This is a genomic window from Paracandidimonas lactea (genome assembly GCF_021653995.1).
Lineage (GTDB): Bacteria > Pseudomonadota > Gammaproteobacteria > Burkholderiales > Burkholderiaceae_B > Allopusillimonas > Allopusillimonas lactea.
The window spans coordinates 309,522-328,885 of the sequence record NZ_JAJJOZ010000002.1 but is presented as its reverse complement, the minus strand read 5'-3'; the positions used below and the strand labels follow the sequence as shown (position 1 = coordinate 328,885).

Here is a 19,364-nt window from a genome sequence, read left to right as displayed (position 1 = left end):
GCGGCCCTGCCTATGATAATGTCGCCGAGCCTCTAAATGCGCGCTGCCCAAGAATCCGACGCACCCGCGACATCCACCGGTATTCCGCAAACGCCCGAGGCTCAGGCCACGGCAGCCGATATCCCATCGCTGGATCGCGTGCTGGCGTGCGAGGCCGCCACGGCCCTGGCCGCGCAGTATGGCCGCGGGCGATTGACAGCCATTCTGCGCGAACACATCGCGCAATTGCGTGTTCATGCACGCGATGGGCGCTTGCCGCTCAGCGCGCTGCGCGAAACCCAGTTGCTGGGCCACGCCGAACGCACGCTGCGGGAACAGTCCCAGCCACGCTTGCGCACCGTCTTCAACCTGACAGGCACGGTCCTGCATACCAACCTGGGCCGCGCCCTGCTGCCCGATGCCGCCGTGCAGGCCGTGGCCGCCGTGCTGACTGCGCCAGCCAATCTCGAATACGACCTGGACACCGGCCGCCGCGGCGATCGCGACGACCTGATCGAAGACCTGTTGTGCGAACTGACGGGCGCCGAAGCCGCTACCGTGGTCAACAATAATGCCGCGGCAGTGCTGCTGATGCTCAACGCCCTGGCCAACCGGCGCGAAGTCGTCGTGTCGCGCGGCGAACTGGTCGAGATCGGTGGCGCCTTCCGCATCCCCGACATCATGCAGCGCGCTGGCGCCCGGCTGAAAGAGGTCGGCACCACTAACCGCACCCACCCCGCGGATTACGAACAGGCACTGGGGCCGCGCACCGCCATGCTGCTGAAAGTGCATTGCAGCAACTATGCCATCAGCGGCTTTACACGCAGCGTCGAGGTGGCCGACGTCGCCGCGATCGCTCACCGCCACAGCCTGCCCGCCGCCGTCGACCTAGGCAGCGGCACCTTGCTGGACATGACGCAATGGGGGCTGCCGCGCGAAGCCACCGTGCGCGACACGGTCGAGGCTGGCGCCGATATCGTCACCTTCAGTGGCGACAAGTTGTTGGGCGGCCCTCAGGCGGGCTTGCTGGTAGGCCGGGCCGACCTGATCCGCAAAATCAAGAAAAACCCGCTCAAACGCGCCTTGCGCGTGGGCAAGCTCACGCTGGCGGCGCTTGAACCAGTGCTGGGGCTGTACCGCGCGCCCGAACACCTTGCAGAAAGGCTGACCACACTCCGCCTGCTCACGCGGCCGCAGGCGCAGATGCGCGCCCAGGCGGACCGGCTGCAGCCCATATTGCAGCACATGGCGGGGCCTCGCTATGCCGTCGACACCGCGCCCATGTTCAGCCAGATCGGGAGCGGTGCATTACCGGTGGACCAACTGCCCAGCTACGGCTTGGTCGTTCGCCACGCTGGCGCAGGGCGCCCGGGGCGCGCCCTGCAATCCTTCGAGGCCCGCCTGCGCGGCCTGCCTCGGCCCGTCATCGGGCGCATTGCCCAGGACGCGCTGTGGCTGGACTTGCGCTGCCTGGAGGGGCACGACGAAGCCGCCTTCGCCGCGCAACTGGCCGCGCCGCGAGAGGGTGCCACCGCATGATCGTAGGCACGGCCGGCCATATTGATCACGGCAAGACGACGCTGGTGCGCGCCCTGACGGGTGTAGACACCGATAGGCTGAAAGAAGAGAAAGCACGCGGCATCTCCATCGAACTGGGCTATGCCTATCTACCTCTGCCCAACGGCGACACCCTGGGCTTTATCGACGTGCCGGGCCATGAACGCCTGGTGCACACGATGGCTGCCGGCGCCACCGGCATTGATTTCGGGCTGCTGGTCGTGGCCGCCGACGACGGCGTCATGCCGCAGACACAGGAACACTTGGCCATCCTGCAATTGCTGGCCGTACAGCGCGGCGCTGTGGCCCTCACTAAGGCCGACCGTGTCGATGCGGGCACCTTGGCAAGCGTGCGAACGCACTTGGCCGGCCTGACGCGCGGTACGTTCCTGGAGGGCGCGCCGGTATTCCCCACAGACGCCGCAAGCCCGTATATGCCGGGCGTGGGCGCCCTGCGCGATCATCTGTTCAGCGCTGCGGCACTGGCAACCGTACGTCACGACGACGGCCCCTTCCGTCTGGCGATCGATCGGGCGTTCACACTCAAGGGCCACGGCACCATCGTCACCGGCACGGTGCACACCGGCCGCATACGGGTGGACGACGCGGCCGCCGATCTACGGCTGTTTCCTTCAGGCCGTCCTGTCCGCGTGCGCAGCCTGCATACGCAGAACCAGTCCGCCACCACAGGGCGGGCCGGTCAGCGTTGCGCGCTGAATCTCGTTGGCATAGATAAAGATGACATTGCGCGCGGCGACTGGATTGCGCACTCCGACACCTTTGTTCCAGGGCGCAACATCGACGTGCACTTGACGCTGCTGCCGGGCGACGATCCCGCCCTGCGCGCTTGGGCACCCGTGCATGTGCACCTGGGCGCGGCGCATTACCCAGCCCATGCCGTACCGCTTGGGCCCGATGCGCTGGCGGCGGGCGAGTCAGGCTGGGTGCAATTGGTGTTCGACGCGCCCGTATGCGCGCTGCCTGGTGACCGTTTTATTGTGCGCAGCACACGGGCCAATCGCACTATAGGCGGCGGCATGGTGCTCGATCCCAACGCCCCCGACCGCAAGCGCCGCGCGCCGCAGCGCTTGGCATGGCTGGCTGCTGTGGCGGCAATGAAAGGCGACGGCGATCTGGCGCAGCTCCTTGAGCATGCGCCGCAGGGGCTGGATGCCCGCAGCCTGATGCGCCTGACCGGACGGCCCGCAAGCAGCATCGCCGCGCCCCCGAACGCGCGCTGGATCCCGCTGCAAGGCGCCGGCGGCCGCCTGCTCGTGCTGGATGCGCACTGGGAAGCGCTGGCGGCGCACACCATCGGCGTCCTGCAGGCTTTTCATGCGCGCCATCCCGACGAGCCCGGCCTGGATACCGGCAGGCTGCGCCGCATGGCATGGCCCGCCTTGCCCGAGGCACATTGGCAGGCATTGCGCGACGATCTGATCCAAACAGGCCGAATGCGGCGCAGCGGCGCGTGGCTGCATCATCCCGCCCATGCGGCCACACTGTCGGCGGACGAAGACGCACTCGCACAGCGTTTGCTGCCCCGCGCGCTGGCTGGCGCCTATGATCCGCCCTGGGTGCGCGACCACGCACAGGCCTTGGACGCGCCCGAGGAATTGGTGCGCATGGTTTTACGCAAGCTCGTGCGCCGCGGCGAGCTATTCCAGATAACGCATGACCTGTTCTACCATCGCGACCATATCGAAGCGCTGACGGCAATGGTGGCCCAGCACGGTTCGCAAGGCATCAACGCGGCGGCGTTTCGCGATGCCGCTGGCATCGGCCGCAAGCGTGCCGTGCAAATACTGGAATTCTTTGACCGCGCAGGTTATACGCGACGTCTGCGCGACCAGCATGTGCCAAGATCGGATAGCGCAGCATTCTGGCAGCGGCTATCATAGGCGGGCGCCGCGATCAGCACAGCTGCGGCGCCCTGGAAGGCAGGCGTGTCCGGTGACACGGCCGGGCTTCAAACCCGGTTGGGGGCGTCAGACGCTCCCGGGCAGGTTCGACTCCTGTTGCCTTCCGCCATCACGCTTTCGCGCAGTAGATTACTTGGTTTCGGTATACGGCTCGAAGCGGCCCGTTCTGCGGTTGCGCAAGAACAGCACCCCCGTGGCCACACCAAAGTATGCACCGTGCAATTCCAGCAAGCCGGCATCGACACGCTCACGCACGGCGGGAAAAGTAAGCAGGTTGCTCAGGCTGTGCTCCACCACTGCCCATTCCAGCTGCTGTATCCAGGCTTGGCGATCGCCTGTGGGTGGGCCGAGCTTTTCGGCTACCGGCGCGATCTGCGACATCCACTTGCCGATAAAGTCGCGCTTGGACAGCGGCGGCGCCTTATCGGCAAATGCTCGCACCCCTCCGCAACTGGCATGGCCCATAACAACGATATGCTTGACTTGCAACGCGTTGACGCCGAATTCGATAGCCGCACTGGTGCCGTGGAAGGATTCAACAACGTCTGCTTCACAGGGTGGAACGATGTTGGCGATATTGCGGATGACGAACATTTCGCCCGGGCCGGCATCAAAAATCGTTTCCGGCGCAACGCGTGAATCGCCGCAGCCGATGATCATGATTTCGGGGTGCTGCCCCTTTTCCGCCAACTCTTCGTATCGCTCACGCTCCTGTGCCAGACGTCCTTCAAGAAATGATTGATAGCCTTCGGTAAGTCGTTGCGGAAACATGGATTCTCTCTGAGTTGAAGTAATTTATTTTATGCCAATCCACGCTTCGGGCCTAAAACAGTGTGTTATGCCACCGCATTTTTGGGGTGGGCGGACGGGGTGTCGGGCAAGGGGATGAACTCTTTATTGTCCATGGGGGGCAGCGCAATTCGCCCCGCCTGCCAGTCGGCTTTGGCCTGCTCGATGCGCTCCTTGCGCGAGGACACGAAATTCCACCAGATATGGCGCGGGCCCAGCGGCTCGCCACCCAGCAGCATCAGGCGCGATGCCTGCACCGCCTTGATACAGGGAACATCACCCGGGCCAAATACGACCATCTGTCCAGGCAGATAACGCTGCCCTGCTACCTCGATCCCGCCCTGGGCCACATACACCGCACGCTCCGCATGCCCGTCGGGCAAGGCCACGCGCGCGCCCGCCGCCACTTCCGCATCTAGATAAAACAATGGCGAATGCACTTTGGCCGGACTGGCCACCCCGAAGGCGTTGCCCGCGATCAGCCGCATACGCAAGCCGTCTTCTTCCAGGATGGGAAGTTCGCCCGCCCCATAATGATCGAACGCCGCCGCGTCTTCTTCATGTGTTTCAGGCACGGCTACCCAGGCCTGTATGCCGTCAAACTGCCCGCCTTGCTCGCGCATCGGATCGAAGCGCTCGGAATGGCTGATACCCGCACCGGCCGTCATCCAATTGAGCGCCCCCGGTTCTATGACTTGCTCTACACCCAGGCTGTCGCGGTGCGTCATGCTGCCCGAAAAAAGATAGGTGACTGTCGACAGCCCAATATGCGGATGCGGCCGCACGTCAAGCTTGCCCGGCACCGGCCCTGCGAGGGCTTGTGGCCCCATGCGGTCAAAGAAGATGAACGGCCCCACCATGCGCCGCTGCCGGAACGGCAACACCCGCCCCACCTCAAACCCGCCGCCCAGATCATGCTTACGGGTATCGATGACGATTTCAATCATGATGCAGCTCCTTGAGATAAAGAACGGCAGATGGCCGGGCAGGCCGGACGATCAATAACAATCGCTGGCCTGACAGCCCGTGACAAGGCCCTCGACCGACGCCATACCGGCAAGGATAACGCGTTTGCGTTGAAGAATCGAAGCGCGCAGCGCGTTCGGAAACACGCGCCTCTCGCTGCCAGCTATTGCCGGACGGCCTACGCTGCCTGATTCGACGGCGCGACGGGCGACGTTTGCGCCTCCATCCATCCCAGCCACCGCAAGGCATGTTCGGTGCTGCTGCCGCACATCTCGAGCGCAGGCTGCAGCGAGCCACAAACGGCGGGCCGTAAAGGGCTGCCGAACAGCCGGCACCGGTTGGCCTCGTCGAGCTGCACGCAGCGAACCCCGGCCGGCTTGCCCTGGGGCATGCCGGGGATGGGGCTGGATATCGACGGCGCAATGCAGCACGCGGCGCAGTTAGGGCGGCAGTTCATAAGGCGTGGTAGGACGTGAGCACCAACAGGATGCCCAAAGTGATCACCCGACAGCAGGGGTAGTATAGGCGCTGTGCTTGTAGCGCGCGCGCACCCTGCCCCAGAGTCGATCATGCAAGGGCAGCAGCAATACATTGCAGACAGGCTCAACCACGGCTGCCACGCCGCCCATGGCCATCGAGCCGGTGAACACATACATGACGACGAACGCGACCGACATATGAAGGGCGACCTGGCTGGTTTTCTGGGCGAGTAGCATCATGACAATATCCGGTCTTTATTAGCTATAAGTAAATGATAGCTATTACCAATAATACAGGATAATGATTAATCTTCATGGCGCTAATAGGGGAAACCTATGCTGCTGCCCGGGCAGGGCGCCACGCCGACGCAGCCGCGCCTGCACAATCAGAACAAATCCAGCTGGGGGCTGGCGGGCGCCGGGCGATGGAACTGGCTGAGGTCGAGATCAATGCGGCGCTCGTTCAGCCCCGCGCGGGCGCAGGCGCGGCGAAAACGCTGACGCAGCAGGTCGGCGTAAATGCCCGTGCCGCGCATGCGTGTAGCAAAGTTGGCATCGTAGACTTTGCCTCCCCGCATCTCGCGCAAGAGGTTCATGACGTGCGCTGCTTTGAGTGGATAGTGCGCCTGCAGCCACTCTTCGAACAGGCCGGCCACTTCGCGCGGCAGCCGCAGCACGGTGTAATGCGCATCAAGCGCCCCCGCCTGCCCAGCCAGCGAGACAATAGTTTCGAGATCGTGGTCGCTCAAGGCGGGGATGAGGGGCGAGACCAACACCCCCGTGGGCACACCCGCCTGACTCAGGGCGCGCACGGCCTCCATGCGCGCCATGGGCGTACTGGCGCGCGGCTCGAGGGTACGGGCGATATGCCTGTCCAGCGTGCCAATGGACATGAACACACGTACTAGCCTGCGCCGCGCCATCCGCGCAAGCAAATCAAGATCGCGTGTCACTGCGGCCGATTTGGTGGTGATGGTGAATGGATGACCGAAAGCCTCGAGCACATCGAGCACCTCAGCCGTCAGGCGCAAGCGCCGCTCGATGGGTTGGTATGGGTCGGTATTGGTGCCCATGGCAATCACCTGCGGCTGGTAGGCGGGCCGGGAGAGCGATGCGCGCAGAACCTGGGCCGCATTGGTTTTGGCGAACAACTTGGTTTCGAAATCCAGCCCCGGCGAAAGATTCAGATAGGCGTGGCTGGGCCGTGCATAACAATAAATGCAGCCGTGCTCGCAGCCCCGATAGACGTTGACCGACTGATCGAAGGGGATATCGGGGGAGTCGTTGTGCGAGATGATGCCGCGCGCCAGTTCGCTGGTGACCGTAGTGGGCGGACGGCCCGGCGCGCCGCTGCTGTCGTCGGGTTCAACGGGCCAGCCGTCGTCCACGGCTTCGCGGGTATGGGTGTCGAATCGCGAGGACCGATTACTGAGGCTGCCTCGGCCCTTGAGCGGCGCCAGGTTCATAATGGCCACCAAATACTGATCAAATAAACAGTATATATGAAAGGCGCCCACACCACGATCACCCAACCGGCAGCGACTGCTCATCCCCCTGCGGGCATGGTTCGCGCCTGGCCTCTCATGCAGGTATGAGCGCGCCGCGCAACCACCCCTGCCCAGGGCTGATTCGTGCGGCAATGGTTCCCATGATGCGGCAGCCCCTGATACAGTGTTCGCGTTCACTATCCCCCGGAGACCGCCATGATGTCATCCCTGCGCCGCATACTGCGCTCCATCCTGCCGCATGCCGCACTGGGCATTGCCTGTACCACCGCCCCTCTGGCCACCGCAGCCACCCCGCCCGCCGCACCCACGTCAGTCGGCGCGCCGCACGCCACGCAGGTACCCGGCTACTACCGGCAACAAGTCGGCGCCGTTACAGTCACCGCGCTTTATGATGGCTACATTGGCGTCAATCCGGCCATGCTGCATGGCTTACAGACGAAAGACATCCAGACGCTGATCGCACGCATGTTCCAGCGCCGGGATGACGGCGGCGTGCAAACCGCCGTCAATGGTTACCTCGTGCAAACAGGTAACAGGCTGATCCTGATCGATACCGGCGCCTCGTCCTGCCTTGGCGCCACACTTGGGCATATCGGCGAGAACATCCAGGCTGCGGGATACCAACCTAGCGATATCAGCGACGTGGTGCTGACACACCTGCATCCCGATCACGTGTGCGGCGCCATCAACGCTGACGGCGCTGCGGCCTACCCCAACGCCACGATGTGGGCGCCAAACGCGGACAGCGACTACTGGTTGAGCCCTGAAGTGGCTGCCGCCGCGCCGCAAGACGCCCGCGTGTATTTCGACATGGCGCGCAAAGCGGTGGCACCCTATGTGGATGCGGGCAAATTCAAGACCTTCGACGGCGGCGAAGTTGTGCCAGGGCTGAACGCCGTGGCCACACATGGCCACACACCGGGTCACACCTCGTACCTGCTGCAATCGGAAGGTGCGACCCTGCTGATCTGGGGCGACATTGTGCACGCGCATGCGGTACAGTTTCGACACCCCGAGGTATCGATAGAGTTCGACACCAATCAGGCCAGCGCCATCACCACGCGCACGCGGGTCTTCAGGGAAGCCGCGTCGCAAGGCTGGATGGTGGCGGGCGCCCACCTGCCCTTTCCAGGCCTGGGCCATTTACGCAAAGAGCAGCAGGGCTATGCGTGGGTGCCTATCGAATACGCGCCCTTCGATAGAACTGGCGATGTTTCCAGGTAAGCCGCGCTTACCCCTTACATCCGATAGCGCAGCGTCAGCATGACGTTGCGCGGCGCGCCAGGCAGATTCAGGTTGGGGCTAGTGCCATGGCCCGATACGTAGTAGCCGGTGTCGAAGACATTGTTCAGGTTGAGCTGCACCTCGACGTTTTTGTTGCGATACCAGCCGGCAATATCGGCAGTTATGTAGCCCGGCAGCGTCACAGTGTTGCCTGGGTTTGCGAAGCGCGCACCGATCAGGTTCACGCCGCCGCCCGCGCCAAAACCGTTTGCAAAATCTTTGGTCAACCACAGGTTGCCACTGTGCCGCGGTGTCAGCGTGGCGCGCTTGCCTTCGATATCCTGCCCGGCATCACGTCCGATCGAATCGATGACGCGGGCATCCAGGTAGGCATAGCCGGCCAGCACTTTCCAACCCCGGGTCAGGTCGCCCGAGAAGGTCAGCTCCAGGCCATCGGTGCGTTGCTTGCCGATCGGCACCAGCCGGGTGGGGTTGGCCGGGTCAGTGGTCTTGATGTCTTTGCGCTCCAGCCGGAACAGCGACACGGTTGCGCTTGCGCGGCCGCCCCAGAAGTCATACTTGGCGCCCACTTCGGTGTTGGTGGTGGTTTCGGGCCCCAGGTCGGCATTGTTGGCGGCCACCGAGAACGCCTCGCCCGAAGGCTGGAATGAACGGCTCCACGACAGATAGTACGATTGCGCATCATCTGGCTGCCATACCAGGCCCGCGCGCGGGCTCCAGGCCGTGTCGGTACGCGAGAGGTCATTGCGCCCCGGCAGGCGATCATTGGTCTGCTGTTCGTAACGGTCGTGGCGCAAGCCAACCAGTGCCTTCCACTGGTCATTGAGCGTGATCAGGTCTTGTGTGTAAAAGGCCAGCGTGTTGAACGTGCCCAGGTTGTCGGCCGACATGCGCCCGCTCACGCCTGCGGGCTGATTGGGCAGCACGGGGTTGAACAGCGACACCGTGGCCACAGAACCGGCGGACCACACGCGCGCATCCTTGTTCTGCTGGCCGATTTCCATGCCGTACAGGATCTGATGCTTCATGCCCGCGAAATCGGCCTTCTGCATCAGTTCGGTCTGGTTGGACCAGCCGTGCTCCGCGCGGCGAACATTGGAGCGCGTTAGCGTGACAGTGCGCCGGGCTTCGTTGACGCTTTGCGGCAGCGTGTTATCGCGGATCAGGGTGTAGTGGTAATAGCGCAGGCCGTTGCGCAAAGACCAGTTGTCGTTGAAGCGGTGTGTGAAGGTCGCCGTGAACGACTTCACACGCGCTGTCGACGTATCTGCATCACGCGCATTGCCGGCGCCGTAGTAGGTGGATGGATCGACATCCACGGGCCGCCCCTGGAAGGCCGGCACGCCAAAATCCGTCACGCGCGAGTCTTCAAGATAATCGGCCTGCAGCAACAGCTTGCTATCTTCATTGAGGCGGAATTCCAGCGACGGCGAGATCGCCGTACGGTCCAGAAACTGTTGGTCGCGGTAGCTATCGCTCTTTTGCCGCGCACCGGTCAAACGCCATGCCACGCTGCCGTTTTTCGACTCGCGGCCCACATCGAACTCGGCCCGGCGATCCTTGTTCGAACCGTAACTGACCGCACCTTCGGTGATGTCGATGCCAGGCTTCTTGGTGATGCGATTGATCAGGCCACCCGCAGAGCCGCGGCCGTACAGCACGGCCGCCGGCCCCTTGATCACTTCGACGCGGTCGATGTTGGACAGATCGCGGAAGTAAAGCGCATCGTCGCGAAAGCCATCCACGTACTGGTCGGCGATCGCGGTAAAGCCGCGTATCGTCACTTGATCGCGCTGGCCATCGCCGTGCGAAAACCCTACCCCCGGTACGTTCTTAAGCACGTCCTGCAGCGACAATGCCCGCTGGTCTTCGATCACCGCCTGCGGCACCACGTTCACGGTTTGGGGAATATCGCGCAGGGGTGCGTCAATCTTGGTTGCGCTGGCGGCGACAGGCGGATTGTAGGTTTCCTCGCCTGTTCCGCTGGATTTGACCCGGATACTAGGCAAGCTTTGCACCGTCTGGGCCTGGGCGATGCCAGAAAAAACGAGAGAAAGCGCAAGAGGAAGGGCGGCAAGCGCCATAGCGCGCGAAGATCGGATAGGGTTGGCCACGATGCTCTATTGAATAGTTGGAAATAAAGTTCAGCATCTTATTGCTTAACTAGAATCATTCTCAATGCTATTCATAATACGTTGTTAACTTACAACGATTTCTGGCAAATATCAGAACACATCGTCTCCTTGCAAAATCAACCGATGGCATGATATAGCGCGCTGATATGCGCTTAATGAAGGCGGAAGAAGGCAGAACTTGAAAGATGGCTGCACGATGGAGAGATTAACCGCCCAAGTACGAGCTCGCGTTCTTTTGTTCATCAACGGCCGCGGTGTCCAGTAGCCATCGGCGAAAAGCCTGCACAGTGGGCAACACGCTTTTGTGTTCCGGGTAGCACAGGTAGTAGGCGCTTTTGGCGTCGGCTGGAATACGCAGCGGCACCACCAGCTTACCGCTTGCGAGCTCATCCTCGATCAGGCAGCGCGGGATCAACGCGGTGCCAAATCCGGCCATAGCAGCCTGGATCAACAGCGTGAACTGATCGAAACGCGGCCCAGCCCACGCCGCGACGTTATCGAAGCCCGCCGATGCAAACCAGTCTGCCCAAGACTGCTGGACGGTGGTGTGATGCAGCAGCGGTTGTGCCAACAGATCTGGAGGTGTGCGCGGCGGCACACTGAACAGGCCCGGATGGCAGACCGGCACCACCTCCCTTCCGGCGATGTAGTCTGCCTGGCAGTCGGGCCACACGCCACTGCCAAAGCGTATGGATGCATCCACCTCGGGCGACGAGAAGTCATAGCCCATGCGGTGCGGCAGAAATTCAATCTGCAGATCGGGACATTGCTCGCGCAGCGCGGGCAAGCGGCGAATCAGCCACTTGGTGCCGAAAGATGGCATGCTGGTAAGCCTGAGCACCCCGCCCAGCCCCGGCTGCGTCATCAGCGACAGCGTGGCGGCCTCAATGCGGTTCAGGCTGCCGCCGACTTCATGCAGATAACGACGGCCGGCACTGGTCAGCATCAAGCCGTGGCGACCACGCACGAACAAATCAACGCCAAGGAATTCCTCCAGGTTCTTGACCTGCTTGCTGATCGCCCCTTGAGTGATGCACATTTCCTGGGCGGCGCGTGTGAAACTACCTTGCCGCGCTGCTGCTTCAAACGCTTGCAACTCTGTCAACGTCGGGCAAAACCTGCGCATAAGCTTTTAATTCTCAAGATAAACCGATAGCAACCACCTGCCCGCCCGGCCATGCGACAGCCCGACTCGCCATCTCAGGCAATATCCAGGTATTACCAAATGGAATAGATTACTGAATATCTTTCGATTGCACAACGCGCTACGCAGAGGCCAGAATCAATACGTTCGACCTGGAGCGGGCATGCTTCCGCGCCGGGACATTATTCCAATACAGGAGACCTCATGCATCACCGCACATTTGCCCGCCGCCTCTGTATCGCGGGCGCCGCCTTTACCGTGTCGTTCGCAGGCGCCGCCGCAGCGGCCGACTACCCGGCCAAGCCCATCACACTGATCGTACCGTTCGCCGCCGGCGGCACCACAGACATCGTCGGCCGCATTGTGTCCGATGAGCTCGGGAAGGCGCTGGGCCAGCCCATTGTGGTAGAAAACCGCGCCGGCGCGGGCGGCTCTATTGGCACGGCATCGCTGGCCGCCGCCAAGCCCGACGGCTACACCCTGGGCATCGCCACTGTCAGCACCCACGGCATCAACCCGGTGGTGTACAAGCAGTTGCCCTTCGATGCGCAAAAAGATTTCCAGCCCATCACCAATCTTGCCGCCGTCCCTAACATCATGGTCGTCAACGCCAGCGTGCCGGCCAACAACATGAAAGAATTTCTTGCCCTGGCAAAGCAGGCGCCCGGCAAGTTCAGCTACGCGTCGGCCGGCAATGGTTCGGTGTCCAACATGATGGGCGAGCTGTTCAAGAAGACAGCAGGCGTGGACCTGCTGCACGTTCCGTACCGTGGTGTTGGCCCCGCGCTTACCGATACGTTGGCCGGCCAGGTAAACGTGCTGTTCGATAACCTGCCTTCATCCTTGCCGCATGTCACTGCCGGCAAACTGCGCGCGCTGGCCGTGGCCGCCCCTGAGCGCTCCAGTGCCTTGCCCGATGTGCCTACTTTCACCGAAGTGGGGCTCAAGCCGGTGAATGACGCATCGTGGTTCGGCCTGATCGCCCCAGTCGGCCTCGCACCAGACGTACTTGCCAAGCTGAACAAGGCTACGGTGGGCTTGCTGGCCAGGGATGATGTCAAGGCCAAGCTGGCCAAACTTGGCGCAACACCCGTTGGCGACAGCCCCGAGGCATTCGCACAAACCATCTCCGACACGATCGCACGTAACGCGCGCATTGTGAAGGAAGCCCATATCGAGCTTAAATAACCCCTCGCTCGCGCCCGGGCGGCATTGCGCCGCCTTGGCGCACACACACATCATGCATTTCTCCACACAGCCGCTGTCTTACCGTTTTACCGCCCCCGACGCCTACCCCCACGCCGAACCCAGCGCCCCGCTGGTGCTCGACTCGCCGCACAGCGGCACCGAATACCCACCCGATTTCTCCCCCGCATTGGCACATGGCGTGCTGCGCACCGCCGAAGACACCTGGGTGGCCGACCTTTGGGGCGACGCGCCAGCGCAGGGCGTACCGCTGCTGGCCGCACGATTTCCGCGCAGCTATATCGATGCCAACCGCAATATCGACGAGATTGACTCGACCCTGTTCGAAACACCATGGCCAGAACCGCTGCCCGACTCGCCCAAGGTAAAGCTGGGCAAAGGCCTGATCTGGCGCATGATGGACGATGGCACTCCTTTGTATGACCGCAAGCTGTCTCACGATGAAGTACGGCATCGGATCGCTGCGTGCTGGGTGCCCTATCACGATCATCTCAAAGCAACGCTGGATGCGGCCCACGCACGCTTCGGCAAGGTATGGCACATCAATTGCCATTCCATGCCCGCTGTGGCGGCACAGTTCGCCACCGACAAACCCGGCATGGTCCACCCCGATTTTGTGCTGGGCGACCGCGATGGCGCCACCGCCGGCCCCGAATTTCATACCTTTGTGGCTGACTGGCTGCGGGCGCGTGGCTACAACGTTGCCGTGAATGATCCATACAAAGGGGTCGAGATCGTACGCCGCTACGGCCAACCTTCGCAGGGACGCCACAGCCTGCAGATCGAGGTGAACCGCAAGCTGTACATGGACGAGGCTTTGCTGCGACCGAGTGCGGGATACGACAAGCTGCGGGCTGACTTCGGCGCACTGACGGCCGCATTGGTGGAATGGACGCGCGCACAAGTGGCGTGACCCGCGGCATCGCACACAGGCATCGCACACACCTATTGCGTGCACCCGGCGGCATTCGCCGCCAGCGGCGCACATTACGATACCGGCTATGAACACACCACCTTCCCGCGATTCTCTCTCCACCGTGCAGGCTGCAGTGTTGGCGCACCTGGACAGTGCACGGTTGTGGCGCCGCATCGAGGCACTGTCAGCCTTCACCGAACCCAACCGCCCCTGGACACGGCGCGCCTTCACACCGCTGCATGATGCCTCGCGCGCATGGCTGCGCGCGGAGATGGAGGCGGCAGGCCTGCGAGTGGCGCTGGACGCGGCCGGCAACCTGGTGGGACGGCGGCCGGGCACACGCGCGGACGCCGCCCCGCTCGTCACCGGTTCGCATTGCGATACGGTGGTCGCAGGCGGCCGGTTCGACGGCATTATCGGTGTGTTGGCGGGTATCGAGGTGGCACACGCCCTGCAAGACGCCAGCGTCACGCTTGAACACCCCTTCGAAGTGGTTGATTTTCTGTCCGAGGAGCCCAGCGATTACGGCATTTCCTGCGTGGGCAGCCGCGGCGCTGTCGGTATGCTTGACGAGGCCATGCTGGCCTGCACACGCGCCGATGGCGAAACGCTGGCACAAGGCATGCGGCGCATCGGCGCCAATCCGGGCCTGCTTTTACCCCCCGCCAGGCTAGCCGGCGGCACGGCGGCGTTTGTCGAGCTGCATATCGAGCAAGGGCCCGTACTGGAAGCGCGGCAAATTCCCATTGGCGTTGTCAGCCACATCGTCGGCATTCGCCGCGTACAGATCGACATCGTCGGCCAGCCCGACCACGCCGGCACCACGCCCATGGATCTGCGTCGCGATGCGCTGGTGGGGGCATCCCGGCTCATCGACGCAGCCTACCAGCGCGCTAGTGCGCTGAGCGGCCAGCCGCATTATGTCGTGGCGACGGTGGGCCGCATCGAGATAAGCCCCAACGCTCCCAATGCGGTGCCTGGCAAAGCGGTGTTGACGCTCGAAGTGCGCAGCGACAGCGACGCTGTGCTCGATACCTTTCCTGAAGCCCTGCTGGCTGACTATAGTGGCGCGCTCGCACAGGTTCGCGTCACCGCGAGCATGCGTGCGCTGAGCCGGTCCCACCCCACTGCCTGCTCACCAATGATCATGGATGCCATCACGCAGTCCGCAGGGCAGTTGGGCTATGCCACACTCACCATGCCCAGCGGCGCGGGCCACGACGCTGCCTATATGGCTTGCAGTGGCCCCATGGGTATGGTGTTCATCCCCTGCCTGAACGGGCGCAGCCACTGCCCGGAAGAGTGGATTGAACCTGAACAACTGCTGGACGGCACACGTGTGCTTGCTGCCACGCTAATGGGGTTGGACCAGGCCTTGGGCGGCTGAGGCGGCACATGGAAGCGACGGGCGCGGCGGGTCTGCCGGCTGCGGGTTAGCTGCTTGGCAGTATTCACGGCAATGCGCCAGGGGTGCGCGGCGGCGCCAGGCACAGCGATTGCCGCGTGTGTGCCTATACACCCGCCACCACGTCTGGCAGACTTCAGGATAATGTCATCCTGACGCGGCACACTGTGCATCAGCGGCGTCGAGCCCACGCTTGCACACCCGGTTCCACTACCTGTACTCATCACGAAGAAAAGGGGATGTTCATGGCAACCTACAAAGTCGGCTACATGATCGGCAGCCTTGCCAAAGGCTCCATCAACCGCAAACTGGCCAAAGCGCTGATTCGCCTGGCGCCCAAGGATCTCGAATTCGTCGAGATCTCGTTCAAAGACCTGCCGCTGTACAGCTACGATTACGACAGCGATTTTCCGCCCGTGGCACGCGCGTTCAAGGATGCCATTGCCGGCGTGGACGCCCTGCTCTTCGTCACCCCTGAATACAACCGCGGCATCCCCGGCGGGCTCAAGAACGCCATTGACTGGGCCAGCCGGCCCTATGGCACCAACTCATTCACCCACAAGCCATCCGCCGTCATCGGCGCCTCGCCAGGGTCCATCGGCACCGCCGTGGCGCAGCAAAGCCTGCGCAGCGCCCTCAGCTTCTGCAATTCGCCGCAGATGAACTCGCCCGAAGCCTACATCCACTTCACGCCAGGGCTGATCACCGACGACGGCACAGTCACCGTCCCCGCGACCGAAGAATTCCTGCGCAAGTATATGGTGGAGTTCGAGCAGTTCGTGAACCGCGTGCTGCAGGTGCTGCCGCCCAAGCGCTAGTGCAGGCAGCGCCAGGGTGGGCAACGTTTTAATCCCGGCGGCGGTGCCATCGGCCCCGCCTTCAAACAAAACGGCCCCCGCTAAAGCACGTAATTCTTGTAGCGCTCCATGTACTCACGAGCGCTTTCATTCAGTTCTTGCACCCGTCGGTCTGCTGCAGCCATATCACCACTTTGCATGGCCTGCAGAAGATCGCGGTACTGATGAATACCCATCTCTGCCCGGCCCGGCAAGAGCGCAACCCGACGCATCGTTACTCGGGTCCGATCATATACCCGCTCGATAAGATCTGAAAGAATCGGGTTGCCGGCGATCTCTTTCAGGCGATCCCTGAATGTCATAATCGCGGCTACGTGCGTTGCAATATCGCCTTGACGCAGGCTTTCTTCAAACCCAGATCCCAGCAGGTTGGCCATTTCCTGCCAATCGTCATCGCTCGCATTGCGCATTGCCAGGCGCACGGTCAGCGTATCGAGTGCCTCGCGAACCTCATACAGGCGATATGTGGTTTCCATATCCACAGATGACACGACAGCCCCTTTGTTAGGGATCCGCTCCACCAAGCCCCTGTCCTCCAAGACGGCAAGCACCTCGCGTACTTTGGCACGTGGTACGCCATAAGACGCGGCCAGGTCCTCTTCGGGTATCCGGGAACCCGGCAGTAGTTCCTGGGAGGAAATTCTGCGGCGCAGATCGGCGATGATAGACCTTGTACTCTGGGCCGCAGCGCGCGCAGGTTTGGGGCCTGCCTTCAACACGTTCTTTATGCGATTTTCCATATGCAATTGCAGTAGTTACTTGCCTGGCAATAGTATCAGGACAGGAGATTTTCGACGTGCTTTATTATATCCAGAATTGTGCACAATTTTGGATTGTTGTTAACATGCACTATTGACACAATATTGTATTGAGCCACATAATGCGCTCGAATGCGTATGCATCAGCGCCCGGCCCAAAGCAAAAATTCCAGCCGGCACACTCAAGACAAGAGGAGACAATCAGCATGAATCCATCCCACGGCAAAGCTCTGCCCGGACCATCATGTGCCGACTACCTGCAGCAACGCAATACCGTGGTTGCGCGTGGCGTAGCGAACGGGCCGCCCATCTTCGCCAAGTCTGCAGCAGGTGCGGAACTGGTCGACCTGGACGGCCACCGCTACATTGATTTCGCCGGTGGCATCGGCACACTCAACGTCGGGCACGCACATCCCGAAGTGGTGCAGGCGATCAAAGACCAGGCCGACGCTTTTCTGCACACTTGCTTCAATATCGTCATGTACCCCGGCTATATTGATCTTGCCCACGCGCTTGTAAAGCGCGTGCCGGGGCAGGCCGACAAAAAAGCAATGCTGCAGAACTCGGGCGCCGAAGCGGTGGAAAACGCTATCAAGATTGCACGGTGCGCCACCGGCCGTCCCGCCATCGTCGCCTTCAGCAACGCCTTTCATGGCCGCACGTTCATGGCGCTCAGCTTGACCGCCAAGGCACCCGTCTACAAGAGCGGCTTCGGGCCTTTGGCGAGCGAAGTCTATCGCGCTCCGTTTCCGGGTAGTTCCGACGATGCCTTCGAGCACTTTGCCCACATGATCGACAGCGAGATTACGCCCCAGCAGGTTGCAGCGATCATCTTCGAGCCCGTCCAGGGTGAAGGCGGCTTTCACGTATTTCCTCCCGGTTTCCTGCGGCAATTGCGTGCGTACTGCAGCCGGCACGGCATCGTATTGATCGCCGACGAGATCCAATCAGGCTTTTGCCGTACAGGAGAATGGTTTGCGACCGAACACTCGGGCATTGAGGCGGACCTGTACACATTGGCGAAGTCCATGGGAGGCGGCATGCCCATCGCCGCAGTGGTTGGCCGCAGCGAACTGATGGATGCCCCACAAGTGGGTGGGCTGGGCGGCACCTACGCGGGCAATCCGCTTTCGTGCGCTGCTGCGCTGGCTACCCTACGCATCATGGAGCGCGACGACTATCCAGCAAAAGCCCGGGCCATCGGCAACATCATTCGCGCCAGGTTCGAACAATGGGCGCACCGCTATCCGATCATAGGCGAGGTCCGGGGTCTCGGCGCAATGCTCGCTATTGAGATCGTCGAAGACCGCGAAACGCGCAAGCCCGCTGGCAAGCTCGCCGCCCGCATCGTCGAGCATGCGTATCAGCGTGGGCTCATCTTGGTGAAGGCGGGTGCCGAGGGCAATGTGCTGCGCTTTCTGGGGCCGCTCAATATCCCGCTCGATCAGCTCAAGGAGGGCCTGGATATTCTGGACGCGTCGATACAAGCGGTCGGCATCTCTACACCGTCCGAGGTTTCCGCATGAATACACTGCTGAAGCTGGATAACGCACGGAAAGTAGTCAATCTGCTGGGTTCGGCCAAGCCCGGTATGGATGTGCTAGTCCTGTATGACTTCCACACCGAGCACAACGTACAGGCGCTGGCCATCGCTGTCCAGGAGTCAGGCGCAAACCTGCATCTGCTGCAAATACCCGGCGCCAAGCGGCATGGCCAACAGTTCTCACCCATCGTCGCCCAGGCCATGCGGTCGTCCCACCTGGTTATTGCATTGACCCAGGCCAATGCGGCCCACACTGAAGCACGGCAACAGGCTACCCGTGCGGGTGTGGGCGTAATCGTTCTGCCCGAATCTTCGCTACCCAATTTTTTCATGGCCGAAGGTTGGAACGCCGATTTCAACAGTCTGCGTCCCGAGATCGAAGGCTTGGCTGCGGCGCTCACCCAGGCTAAAACCGCACGCGTAACCAGTCGCGAAGGCACCGATATAACCATGAGTATCGCGGGACGCCGTGGCCGTGCCTTGCACGGCTTTGCAAACGCCGACGATATTTCGGCGGGATACTGTCTTGAGGCCAGTCTCGCGCCGGTCGAGGGCACCGCCGAAGGGGTAATCGTGGTCAATGCAAGCATTCCCGGCGTCTCGCTGATCGAACACGAGCCGGTTCGGATCATGGTCGAAAAGGGGCTTGCTGTATCGATAGAGGGCGGACGGGAAGCCGCGAGATTCCGCGAAATGCTGAAAAGCTTCGCCGACCCTCAGGTCTACAACCTGGGAGAACTGGGCGTAGGCATGAATCCGAACTGCACTCTCGACGGCACGATGCTATCCGACGAAAGTGTTTACGGCGCAGTACAGCTCGCATTGGGCACGAGCGCATATATCGGCGGCACGGTCAAGGCGGCCGCCCACTACGACACGATCGTCACCGAGGCCCGAATCTGGCTCGACGACAAGCTCGTGCTCGACGGCACTCGCCTGCTTCTGGATGCATGAC

17 protein-coding genes and 1 tRNA gene are annotated in these 19,364 nt (G+C 62.2%); 10 read left to right on the top strand and 8 right to left on the bottom strand.

The genetic code is table 11. The features are described 5' to 3' along the window. Positions 1 to 36: 36 nt before the first annotated feature. The 3 genes from selA to LOL23_RS05450 all read left to right on the top strand — a co-directional run bounded on the left by selA (position 37) and on the right by LOL23_RS05450 (position 3,567). Complete coding sequence (selA, locus tag LOL23_RS05460; protein ID WP_160978356.1) at positions 37 to 1,518, top strand: L-seryl-tRNA(Sec) selenium transferase; 1,482 nt, start codon at positions 37 to 39, stop codon at positions 1,516 to 1,518. Beyond that, on the top strand, positions 1,515 to 3,437 hold the full coding sequence (gene selB / locus LOL23_RS05455) for a selenocysteine-specific translation elongation factor (RefSeq protein WP_160978358.1): 1,923 nt from the start codon (positions 1,515 to 1,517) through the stop codon (positions 3,435 to 3,437). The genes selA and selB overlap by 4 nt, the downstream gene beginning before the upstream one ends. A 34-nt stretch (positions 3,438 to 3,471) precedes the next feature. Continuing rightward, positions 3,472 to 3,567, top strand: a tRNA-Sec gene (locus tag LOL23_RS05450). 20 nt (positions 3,568 to 3,587) lie between these two features. Here LOL23_RS05450 and LOL23_RS05445 read toward each other — a convergent pair. The 5 genes from LOL23_RS05445 to LOL23_RS05425 all read right to left on the bottom strand — a co-directional run bounded on the left by LOL23_RS05445 (position 3,588) and on the right by LOL23_RS05425 (position 7,158). Beyond that, positions 3,588 to 4,229 (bottom strand): carbonic anhydrase, encoded by a 642-nt coding sequence (locus LOL23_RS05445; protein ID WP_160978360.1) that lies wholly within the window; start codon positions 4,227 to 4,229, stop codon positions 3,588 to 3,590. A 65-nt stretch (positions 4,230 to 4,294) separates the two neighbouring features. Continuing rightward, positions 4,295 to 5,194 carry a pirin family protein gene (locus tag LOL23_RS05440; protein WP_160978362.1) on the bottom strand — a complete coding sequence of 300 codons (900 nt, stop codon included), beginning with the start codon at positions 5,192 to 5,194 and terminating at the stop codon, positions 4,295 to 4,297. A gap of 197 nt (positions 5,195 to 5,391) precedes the next feature. Continuing rightward, positions 5,392 to 5,670 carry a YkgJ family cysteine cluster protein gene (locus LOL23_RS05435; protein ID WP_160978364.1) on the bottom strand — a complete coding sequence of 93 codons (279 nt, stop codon included), beginning with the start codon at positions 5,668 to 5,670 and terminating at the stop codon, positions 5,392 to 5,394. A 43-nt stretch (positions 5,671 to 5,713) separates the two neighbouring features. After that, a complete protein-coding gene (locus LOL23_RS05430; RefSeq protein WP_237173260.1) occupies positions 5,714 to 5,932 on the bottom strand; it encodes a DUF2061 domain-containing protein in 219 nt (72 codons plus the stop codon). Between the two features lie 146 nt (positions 5,933 to 6,078). Next, complete coding sequence (locus LOL23_RS05425; protein ID WP_160978650.1) at positions 6,079 to 7,158, bottom strand: PA0069 family radical SAM protein; 1,080 nt, start codon at positions 7,156 to 7,158, stop codon at positions 6,079 to 6,081. A 237-nt stretch (positions 7,159 to 7,395) separates the two neighbouring features. Between LOL23_RS05425 and LOL23_RS05420 the strand changes: the two genes are divergently transcribed. Beyond that, a complete protein-coding gene (locus LOL23_RS05420) occupies positions 7,396 to 8,424 on the top strand; it encodes an MBL fold metallo-hydrolase (protein WP_202411659.1) in 1,029 nt (342 codons plus the stop codon). A gap of 14 nt (positions 8,425 to 8,438) precedes the next feature. On the opposite strand, the gene LOL23_RS05415 is transcribed toward LOL23_RS05420, so the two are convergent. Then, the gene (locus LOL23_RS05415) at positions 8,439 to 10,529 is read right to left on the bottom strand and encodes a TonB-dependent receptor (RefSeq protein WP_237173328.1); all 2,091 of its coding nucleotides are present in this window, start codon (positions 10,527 to 10,529) and stop codon (positions 8,439 to 8,441) included. 256 nt (positions 10,530 to 10,785) lie between these two features. Then, positions 10,786 to 11,706, bottom strand: coding sequence for a LysR substrate-binding domain-containing protein (locus LOL23_RS05410; RefSeq protein WP_160978384.1), 921 nt, complete (start codon positions 11,704 to 11,706; stop codon positions 10,786 to 10,788). Positions 11,707 to 11,928: 222 nt separating this feature from the next. Here LOL23_RS05410 and LOL23_RS05405 point away from each other — a divergent pair, with 222 nt between their 5' ends. From LOL23_RS05405 to LOL23_RS05390, 4 genes are all read left to right on the top strand, one after another. After that, on the top strand, positions 11,929 to 12,912 hold the full coding sequence (locus LOL23_RS05405) for a Bug family tripartite tricarboxylate transporter substrate binding protein (protein WP_237173259.1): 984 nt from the start codon (positions 11,929 to 11,931) through the stop codon (positions 12,910 to 12,912). Between the two features lie 52 nt (positions 12,913 to 12,964). After that, complete coding sequence (locus tag LOL23_RS05400) at positions 12,965 to 13,843, top strand: N-formylglutamate amidohydrolase (RefSeq protein ID WP_160978388.1); 879 nt, start codon at positions 12,965 to 12,967, stop codon at positions 13,841 to 13,843. An 88-nt stretch (positions 13,844 to 13,931) separates the two neighbouring features. Next, on the top strand, positions 13,932 to 15,233 hold the full coding sequence (gene ertE, locus LOL23_RS05395; protein ID WP_160978390.1) for an N-carbamyl-l-glutamate amidohydrolase ErtE: 1,302 nt from the start codon (positions 13,932 to 13,934) through the stop codon (positions 15,231 to 15,233). A 263-nt stretch (positions 15,234 to 15,496) separates the two neighbouring features. Then, the gene (locus LOL23_RS05390; protein ID WP_160978392.1) at positions 15,497 to 16,069 is read left to right on the top strand and encodes an NADPH-dependent FMN reductase; all 573 of its coding nucleotides are present in this window, start codon (positions 15,497 to 15,499) and stop codon (positions 16,067 to 16,069) included. A gap of 80 nt (positions 16,070 to 16,149) precedes the next feature. On the opposite strand, the gene LOL23_RS05385 is transcribed toward LOL23_RS05390, so the two are convergent. Next, positions 16,150 to 16,848 (bottom strand): GntR family transcriptional regulator, encoded by a 699-nt coding sequence (locus LOL23_RS05385; RefSeq protein ID WP_237173258.1) that lies wholly within the window; start codon positions 16,846 to 16,848, stop codon positions 16,150 to 16,152. A 224-nt stretch (positions 16,849 to 17,072) separates the two neighbouring features. Here LOL23_RS05385 and gabT point away from each other — a divergent pair, with 224 nt between their 5' ends. Continuing rightward, positions 17,073 to 18,392 (top strand): 4-aminobutyrate--2-oxoglutarate transaminase, encoded by a 1,320-nt coding sequence (gabT, locus tag LOL23_RS05380; RefSeq protein ID WP_160978396.1) that lies wholly within the window; start codon positions 17,073 to 17,075, stop codon positions 18,390 to 18,392. After that, positions 18,389 to 19,363 (top strand): aminopeptidase, encoded by a 975-nt coding sequence (locus LOL23_RS05375; protein WP_160978398.1) that lies wholly within the window; start codon positions 18,389 to 18,391, stop codon positions 19,361 to 19,363. The genes gabT and LOL23_RS05375 overlap by 4 nt, the downstream gene beginning before the upstream one ends. Position 19,364: the final 1 nt, after the last annotated feature.

Coding starts and splice junctions, on each gene's coding strand:
- LOL23_RS05385 (WP_237173258.1), bottom strand. CDS start 16,848: ATGGAAAATCGCATAAAGAACGTGTTGAAGGCAGGCCCCAAACCTGCG.
- LOL23_RS05400 (WP_160978388.1), top strand. CDS start 12,965: ATGCATTTCTCCACACAGCCGCTGTCTTACCGTTTTACCGCCCCCGAC.
- gabT (WP_160978396.1), top strand. CDS start 17,073: ATGAATCCATCCCACGGCAAAGCTCTGCCCGGACCATCATGTGCCGAC.
- LOL23_RS05430 (WP_237173260.1), bottom strand. CDS start 5,932: ATGATGCTACTCGCCCAGAAAACCAGCCAGGTCGCCCTTCATATGTCG.
- LOL23_RS05425 (WP_160978650.1), bottom strand. CDS start 7,158: ATGAACCTGGCGCCGCTCAAGGGCCGAGGCAGCCTCAGTAATCGGTCC.
- ertE (WP_160978390.1), top strand. CDS start 13,932: ATGAACACACCACCTTCCCGCGATTCTCTCTCCACCGTGCAGGCTGCA.
- LOL23_RS05440 (WP_160978362.1), bottom strand. CDS start 5,194: ATGATTGAAATCGTCATCGATACCCGTAAGCATGATCTGGGCGGCGGG.
- LOL23_RS05375 (WP_160978398.1), top strand. CDS start 18,389: ATGAATACACTGCTGAAGCTGGATAACGCACGGAAAGTAGTCAATCTG.
- selA (WP_160978356.1), top strand. CDS start 37: ATGCGCGCTGCCCAAGAATCCGACGCACCCGCGACATCCACCGGTATT.
- LOL23_RS05435 (WP_160978364.1), bottom strand. CDS start 5,670: ATGAACTGCCGCCCTAACTGCGCCGCGTGCTGCATTGCGCCGTCGATA.
- LOL23_RS05405 (WP_237173259.1), top strand. CDS start 11,929: ATGCATCACCGCACATTTGCCCGCCGCCTCTGTATCGCGGGCGCCGCC.
- selB (WP_160978358.1), top strand. CDS start 1,515: ATGATCGTAGGCACGGCCGGCCATATTGATCACGGCAAGACGACGCTG.
- LOL23_RS05390 (WP_160978392.1), top strand. CDS start 15,497: ATGGCAACCTACAAAGTCGGCTACATGATCGGCAGCCTTGCCAAAGGC.
- LOL23_RS05415 (WP_237173328.1), bottom strand. CDS start 10,529: ATGGCGCTTGCCGCCCTTCCTCTTGCGCTTTCTCTCGTTTTTTCTGGC.
- LOL23_RS05420 (WP_202411659.1), top strand. CDS start 7,396: ATGATGTCATCCCTGCGCCGCATACTGCGCTCCATCCTGCCGCATGCC.
- LOL23_RS05445 (WP_160978360.1), bottom strand. CDS start 4,229: ATGTTTCCGCAACGACTTACCGAAGGCTATCAATCATTTCTTGAAGGA.
- LOL23_RS05410 (WP_160978384.1), bottom strand. CDS start 11,706: ATGCGCAGGTTTTGCCCGACGTTGACAGAGTTGCAAGCGTTTGAAGCA.